The organism is Streptomyces pseudogriseolus (assembly GCA_002154585.1).
Taxonomy (GTDB): Bacteria; Actinomycetota; Actinomycetes; order Streptomycetales; family Streptomycetaceae; genus Streptomyces; species Streptomyces pseudogriseolus.
Window position 1 is genome coordinate 1 of record MUNG01000749.1, and the last position, 646, is coordinate 646.

The 646-nt window shown below is 78.8% G+C and carries 1 pseudogene; it reads left to right on the forward strand.

The window, feature by feature from the left end:
• A pseudogene (locus CCN29_RS36790) lies at nt 1-646 on the forward strand (DNA polymerase III subunit gamma and tau); the annotation flags it as partial.

The following is a 646-nucleotide window of genomic DNA, read 5'->3' on the forward strand; positions in this document are numbered from 1 at the left end:
CCGCCACCCCGGCGGGCGGAGGCGGTACGGGCGCGGGCGCCGCCGGCGTGGGTGCGGCCCGGCGCCCCGGCGGATGGCCCACGGCCACCCCCGCGGGCGGCGGCGCGAGCAGGGCGCAGTCGCCGCAGCCCACCGCTCCGCCAGCCCCCGCGACCCCGTCCACGCCTTCGGCGCCCCCGGCGTCAGCCGCGCCCCCCGGCGGCGGAGGCGGCGGCCTCGACCCCCGCATGCTCTGGCCCAACATCCTGGAGACGGTCAAGAACCGCCGCCGCTTCACCTGGATCCTGCTCAGCCAGAACGCCCAGGTGACCGGCTTCGACGGCACGACCCTCCAGCTCGGCTTCGTCAACGCCGGCGCCCGCGACAACTTCCTCAGCAGCGGCAGTGAGGACGTGCTGCGTCAGGCGCTGACGGAGCAGTTCAACGTGCAGTGGAAGATCGAGGCGGTCGTCGACCCGTCCGGCGGTGGCGGCGGTCCGGCCGCGTCCGGTCCGGCGGGCGGCCCGCCCGGAGGCCGCGGCGTCGGCGGTGGCGGCGGCTACGGAGCACCAGCCGCACCGGGCGGCGGTGGTTCCGGCGACATCCGTCGCCCCTCCGCCCCACCGGCGGCGGCCTCCGCACCGTCGTCCCCCGCTCCCTCGGCACC